The sequence below is a fragment of the Lonepinella sp. BR2271 genome, assembly GCF_051851515.1.
Lineage (GTDB): Bacteria > Pseudomonadota > Gammaproteobacteria > Enterobacterales > Pasteurellaceae > Lonepinella.
On sequence record NZ_JBPDVF010000008.1, the window covers coordinates 108,970 to 115,396 of the forward strand.

4 protein-coding genes are annotated in these 6,427 nt (G+C 42.3%); 1 reads left to right on the plus strand and 3 read right to left on the minus strand.

Annotation, left to right across the window (positions count from 1 at the left end; translation table 11 throughout):
- Positions 1 to 10: 10 nt before the first annotated feature.
- The 3 genes from ACTG7X_RS07815 to ACTG7X_RS07825 are packed head-to-tail and all read right to left on the minus strand — an operon-like array spanning position 11 to position 5,563.
- On the minus strand, positions 11 to 1,783 hold the full coding sequence (locus tag ACTG7X_RS07815; protein WP_439257944.1) for an ABC transporter ATP-binding protein: 1,773 nt from the start codon (positions 1,781 to 1,783) through the stop codon (positions 11 to 13).
- Positions 1,780 to 3,540 (minus strand): ABC transporter ATP-binding protein, encoded by a 1,761-nt coding sequence (locus ACTG7X_RS07820; RefSeq protein ID WP_439257945.1) that lies wholly within the window; start codon positions 3,538 to 3,540, stop codon positions 1,780 to 1,782. The genes ACTG7X_RS07815 and ACTG7X_RS07820 overlap by 4 nt, the downstream gene beginning before the upstream one ends.
- 13 nt (positions 3,541 to 3,553) lie before the next feature.
- Positions 3,554 to 5,563 carry a TonB-dependent receptor gene (locus ACTG7X_RS07825; protein ID WP_439257946.1) on the minus strand — a complete coding sequence of 670 codons (2,010 nt, stop codon included), beginning with the start codon at positions 5,561 to 5,563 and terminating at the stop codon, positions 3,554 to 3,556.
- A 167-nt stretch (positions 5,564 to 5,730) separates the two neighbouring features.
- Here ACTG7X_RS07825 and ACTG7X_RS07830 point away from each other — a divergent pair, with 167 nt between their 5' ends.
- Positions 5,731 to 6,312: a TetR/AcrR family transcriptional regulator gene (locus ACTG7X_RS07830; RefSeq protein WP_439257947.1), complete on the plus strand. Its 582-nt coding sequence runs from the start codon at positions 5,731 to 5,733 to the stop codon at positions 6,310 to 6,312.
- The last annotated feature ends 115 nt before the right edge of the window (positions 6,313 to 6,427 follow it).

Genomic DNA, 6,427 nt, shown 5'->3' on the forward strand with positions numbered 1-6,427 from the left:
TTTTGTATCCTTATTCCTTAACCTGTTTCCGCCAAAAATCCGCATAAATGCCTTGTTGGGCTAATAATTCCTGATGTGTGCCATGTTCGGCAATGCCGCCGTTATCCAACACATAAATCTGGTTGGCGGCCACAATGGTGGATAAGCGGTGGGCGATAATCAAAATGGTTTTGTCTTTGACCAACGCATTCAAGGCTTGTTGTACGGCGAGTTCGTTATAGGTGTCCAGTGCGGCGGTGGGTTCGTCTAAAATCAAAATCGGGGCATCTTTTAAAATCGCTCGGGCAATGGCTAGGCGTTGTTTTTCACCGCCTGAAAAATTCGTGCCAATATCAGCGACTTGGGTGTGGTAGCCTTGCGGTAGCCGCATAATAAAGTCGTGGCATTGGGCAAGTTTGGCGACTTCAATGACGGTGTCGTCATCGGCATCAGGTTTTGCCATGCGAATATTGTTCAAAATACTGTCTTGAAACAAATACACATCTTGAAACACCACGGAAATTAGGCTCATTAACTGGCTTTGGCTCATGTGGCGAATGTCCATGCCACCGATTTTAATGCACCCTTGTTCAGGATCGCCATGTCGGAGCAATAATTTTAACAAGGTGCTTTTGCCACAACCACTACTGCCCACAAAAGCCGTCAGTGTTTTTTCGGGCAAGGTGAAATCTATCTGATTTAACACCGCACTTTTTTGCGTTGGATAAGTAAAACTGACCTGTTCGTATTGAATACCATAGTGGGTTGGCAAGGTTTCGGCTGTTTGTTCAGGCAGTTCGGGCAGGCTCATTAAGGCTTGTAATTTTTCACTGCTGATCATAAAAATTTCCAGCAACGAGGCCATTTGCACAAAGAAATTCAATACATCCGCAATGCGGGCAATCATCACCATCACGGTGGCTAACATTAACCAATGCACCGATCCTGTGGTCACCCAAATCGCCCCGAGCAATAAAATCACCAGCAAGCCGAATTGCACGGTGGAGGTGATAATCAAATTGGGGATTTCGCCTTTTTTCGTGCCAATACGTTGAATCACTGCCACATCTTGCGCCACTTGATTAAACAGATTTTGTTTATCCGCCAGTTGCAAGGTGGATTTCAGTACGGTCAACCCTTGAGTAAATTCCACCGCCTCGCCTTTGAGTTTGCTATTTGCCTCGGCTAAAATGCTGAACCCTCGCCGAAAGGCTTTTCTACGCCATAAATAAAGGGGAATAATTAACGGGAAAATTAGCACAATCAACAGGGCAAATCGCCAACCGCCCTCAAAAAAGCACAGGCTTATCGCCGTTCCCAAGGGAATCAGCATGGCGTACAGAATAATCGTCATCAACATAAAGGCGAAATTTGCCGCTTCGTTGATACTTTGTACTAACACCGCATTAATTTCACCTGAACGCAAGGCATTTAAAATAATCAACGGCACACGGCGGAGTTTTTCGCCCAGTTCGGTGCGTAATTGATACACGGCTAAATGAGAATAGCCTTTGGTGTCGTAGGTTTCCGCTTGCATGCGTAACAACATGGCAAGCAATAATAACAGCATGATAACGCCTAGATAGCCATAGGTTTGCGTTTTATCCGCTTGTTCTAGGCTAAGAAAAAACGGATAGAGTAGGGCAATGCTAACCCCAAATAGTAAGGCGGAAATGGCGGTTAAGCCCAAGCCGATAAATAATTTTCCTTTTTGATCCGCAGCGCTATTCAGTAAATGTAACAAAGAAGTGCGTAAATCTTTGCTGTGGAATGTATCTTGATTAATGTAGCTGTCTAATTTCATGCTTTCGCCTCTGAACTTGCCCCTAAAACCCAATGGCTGGCTTGTTGGTAAGATTGCCATAATTGCTGATAAATGGCAGATTTCTCAAGCAAATCCTGATGTGTTCCCTGTGCCACAATTTGCCCTTTTTGCAGATAAATAATTTGATCGGCGTTGACCACATTATTTAACCGATGTGCCACCATGAGCACGGTTTTGTTGTGCATTAAGTTTTTAAACGCTTGCATTAATTTGATTTCATTTTCCACATCAGAATACGCTGTGGGTTCGTCTAACAGCAAAATCGGACGGTTTTGCAAAAAGGCTCGGGCAATGGTTAAACGCTGTTTTTGTCCGCCTGAAAGCAGTTGCCCACGTTCGCCCACGGAGGTTTGATAACCTTGTGGCAGGCTCATAATAAAATCGTGAATATGGGCTTGTTGGGCAGCGTTGATCATGTCCTGTTCCGACACCTTGTCTAAGCCGTAACAAATATTTTCCGCAATCGTGCCTGAAAATAAAAAATTATCCTGAAACACCACGGAACACAGCGACATTAATTGTTCAGGGGCAATTTGTTTAATATTCACGCCACCAATACAGATTTCACCACTGCTGACATCCCAAAATCGTAACAATAAACTAAGCAAGGTGGTTTTTCCTGAACCTGATTCACCGATAATCGCCGTAAAACTATTTTGTGGCACGGAAAAGCTCATATTATTCAAAAGTGCGGTGTTTTTTTCGAGAGTTTTTTCTGTTTCATAAGCAAAATTAACCCCTTTAAACGCAATATCAAAGTGGCTGGGTAACTGTGGATTATCACTCACGGGTAAACTTGCCATGGTTTCAATGTCGTTAATTCGTTCAATGGAGGCACGGGATTTTTCCATTAAATGAAACAAGCCCATATAAGGGTGCATGGTTTCAATTAAGCCCGTGGCTAGCACAAAAAAGGCAAACAAGGTGAAAATGGAAATCACGCCTTGCCAATATAACATTGTGCCGAAAGCGAGCAGGAAAATCATAATCGGCATGGGTGTGAACAAAATACGGTTGAGGCGAGCCGCCCATTTCATGGACTGCAACCAAGTTTGAATCACCTGATTAAAGTGAATCAGCGATTGTTGAAAACGCCCGTAAGAACTTTCGCCTGCATCAAAGGTGCGAACCGTTGCCATGCCTTGCACATATTCAATAATGGCACGATTCACTTGGGTTAACGCCACGCCGTATTGACGGCGAAAAGGCTGACTGCGGGACACCATGAGTTTCAAAATGAACAACATGGCTAAACAGAACAATAATACCGACAAGGCAAATTGCCAGTTCAGCCAACTGAGGGCGAGCAAGACAAAAATCGGCGTGCTGTAGGCTTCCGCTTTTAAGGGCGGTGCATCGGCGACAAAAGCATGTAGTGCTTGCACATCATCAATTAAGACTTTGGATAATGCCCCCGATCCCATGGTTTGTACCTCGCCCAATGGCAGGCTACCGATTTTTTGGGATAAACGTTCACGCAAGATTTTTTCCAGTTGGAACGCCGAATAATGAGATTGATCGTGAGCTTTGATTTTACAACTGTAATGTAATACCGTCAGCACAAACAAACCGAGCAAATAAAACAGCGGAAATTGTTGCTGTCCCACGTCGTACACAATGCCAATCATTAACAACCAAATTAATAATTTCATTAGTTGGGCGAGGCTCGCCAACAGCATGGAAATACGCAGTTGTTTTTCCACTGGACGGCAAATTTCCGCGTGTTTTATGCTCATATTTTCCCCTTAGTTAAAAGCGTAATTCGGTGGAAATGCCGTATAAATGGGGCTGTAATTGTTTTGCTCCCGTGTATTGATCTACAAAAACAGTGGAGTGATCGTTAAAGATATTATTAGCAAATAACATCACTCGTCCTAGCTTGAAGTTATAGGCTAGATAAGCATCAGTATGGGCATAAGATGACACTTTACCTGTTGCCGTGTTGCTAGTGTTAGAGTAATAACCGTCGGTAAAACGTGCATCTACGCCCATTTCCCAACCTTTCGGCAAGGTATATTTTGTGCCTAGGCTCAAGGTGTAATTTGGTGAACGGCTTAATTTGTTGCCCTCATAGGCTTGATGTTGGCTATATTGTTTAATTTTGGTTCTTAACAAACCGAGTGAGGCGTAAAGATCCCAATTTTCAGTGGCGTGCCAATTTAAACTCATTTCTGCCCCGTAAGTGATCGCTTTTTCAGCATTATCAATTTGGCTACCATAGAGTAATTGCATATCTTTATAGCGGTTGTAGAACACATTAGTGTTGAGTTCAAAGCGTTTATCAGAACTTAACCAACGGTGATAAAGCTCGTAGTTCCACACATATTCAGGATCGTATTGATAGCTGACAATCGGTGGGAAAAAGGTAACTGCCGCACCGCCTGGGTTATAGCCACGTCCCACTTTTACGCCTAAACGATGTTGTGAGTTTGGTTTCCATGCCACATCAATTTTCGGTAAAAAGACTTTATCAGTTTTATCACGATTAATCACAAATGGATTGTTACCGCCGTGGCGAGTATGGTGTTCTTGTTCATAACGAGCGGATAGGGTGGCATCAAACCAATCTTGCGAATAGGTGATTTCACCGAAAACCGCTTTGGTGGTGCTTTTGTCGTCAAAGTTATGTCTGCCGCCATAAAGTGGGTGCATATCGACCCATTCATCATGTTTGGATTGGAAATAATAGGCCCCAATCAAACCAGAATAAGGGTTGTCTGGAGATTTAAATTTGAATACAGGTTCAATTTGAATATCATGTCCTTCAAGGTAAGCAGGGTTGCCTCGTCGTGTTGGCGGAGCGGATAGGCGGTCATTAGTGTATTTGGTGTATAACACTTTATTTTCCCATTTCCAACTGTCGGATAGTTGTAAGCCTGTATCAAAACTAAAATGATGCGATGAATTTTCCCATACTGGCATTTCGCCAGTACCGCTTTTCCCCTCGGCTTGCGGTGAGCGGGAATCAATGTAGTTATAAGTGAATTTGGCATAAAAATCAGGGAAAGCGGACGGCAACCACAATAATTTAGCACGAATGGTATCGGTTTTAAATTTGCGTGGATCACCAGCCTCGGCATAATTCGGCATATCTGCAAAACTCGTCCGCCCTTGACGTTCCGCCGACAAACGGAATAACAATTCATCTTTCACCAATGGACCTGATAGCATTACCGCATATTGACGATAATTTTGATTACCGAAACTCAGTTTGGCAGCGCCCTCAAACTCATTGGTTGGATCGTTGGAGGTCATAATCACTGCTCCTGCAATGGCATTCCGCCCTTGTGCATAGCTTTGCGGACCACGATAAATTTCCACCTGTTTCATATCCCACAAGGATTTTGTACCGAACGCCAATTCGTTGTAATTGGTAGAACGCCCGTCAATAGACACATTCAAACGTGGACGAGAACCACCGAAAAACGCCACGCCACCCGTGGCTTCGCCAGCACTGTTAATCCCCCGAATGGTCGGCAGTTCATTGCCGACTCCCGTATCTAAAATATTAGCCGTTTTTTGCAATAATGAGGCAATGGAAATTTGATTGGCTTTTTCTTTGAAATCTTTATCGGTATGCACCGCAAGGCTTGAGCTTGTTTCGTGGGTAGAGCGTTCAAATTTTTCGCCCGACACCACAATTTGCTCTAATTGATTTTCATTGCTGACTGTCTTTTCTGCCCCAAGTGCGGTATGATTAAACGCCATAGAACAGACACTAACAAGCAATATTGGATGTGTTTTAGATGATCTACTCATAATTAAAGTTCCTTCTGAAAAGTTGATCTGAGATTTAACGTTTACAAATTTAGTTGATAATTACGAATATTGTAAACTTAATACAAATTTTGTAATTTTGCAAATGATAATTCATATCATTTATATATTTTTTATTGGAACAGTGATATTTCAAATAGGGTGGGGAAATGGATAAACAAAATTTGATTAAAAATTGTACTATAAGACTTTTTTCTCAATATGGCTGGGAGCGTGTTTCCGTAGGGGATATTTGCCAACAAGCAGACATTAGCCGAGTGACATTTTATAAATATTTCAAAAATAAAAGAGAGTTAATCAAGCAACTTTTCTTAGATCAAATTGTTGAAATGAATCAACAATTTGAACAGTTAATTGTGGATAAATTGCCCCTCGATCAAGTGATTCATGCTATGCTCGACATGCAAAAACAAGCCATGACAAAACTCTATTCGCAACCCATGGTGTATGATTTGCAACATCATAAGGACAAAGAACTCACCGAATTTTTTGCTCAATTAGAACAGCAAAAATACCAATTTATGCACTATTTCTTCGCCCAATTACAGAAAAATCGCATTATTCGTGATGATTTCCCCGTGTTACTGATAGAAGTCTTTATCCGCAAAGTGGACGAACTAAAACGTGATCCCGAACTCGCCGAATGCTATCAAGGCAAAGAGCAGCAATTTTTAAAAGATGTGTTGAGTTTGTTGATGTATGGGATTGCCGCACGGCAAAGGGATGAGTGAAGTGGATTGGATAAAACTGCGGTGCAAAAATGATCTGCACCCCAAAAGTTGGACTAATAACCAACTAAGTAAGGTGCAGATTTTTATGACTAAATACAACCAAGCATTTAAACAA

Bases quoted from the DNA above. Each gene is read 5' to 3' on its own strand.
- ACTG7X_RS07815 (WP_439257944.1), bottom strand. From the start codon at position 1,783: ATGAAATTAGACAGCTACATTAATCAAGATACATTCCACAGCAAAGAT.
- ACTG7X_RS07825 (WP_439257946.1), bottom strand. From the start codon at position 5,563: ATGAGTAGATCATCTAAAACACATCCAATATTGCTTGTTAGTGTCTGT.
- ACTG7X_RS07820 (WP_439257945.1), bottom strand. From the start codon at position 3,540: ATGAGCATAAAACACGCGGAAATTTGCCGTCCAGTGGAAAAACAACTG.
- ACTG7X_RS07830 (WP_439257947.1), top strand. From the start codon at position 5,731: ATGGATAAACAAAATTTGATTAAAAATTGTACTATAAGACTTTTTTCT.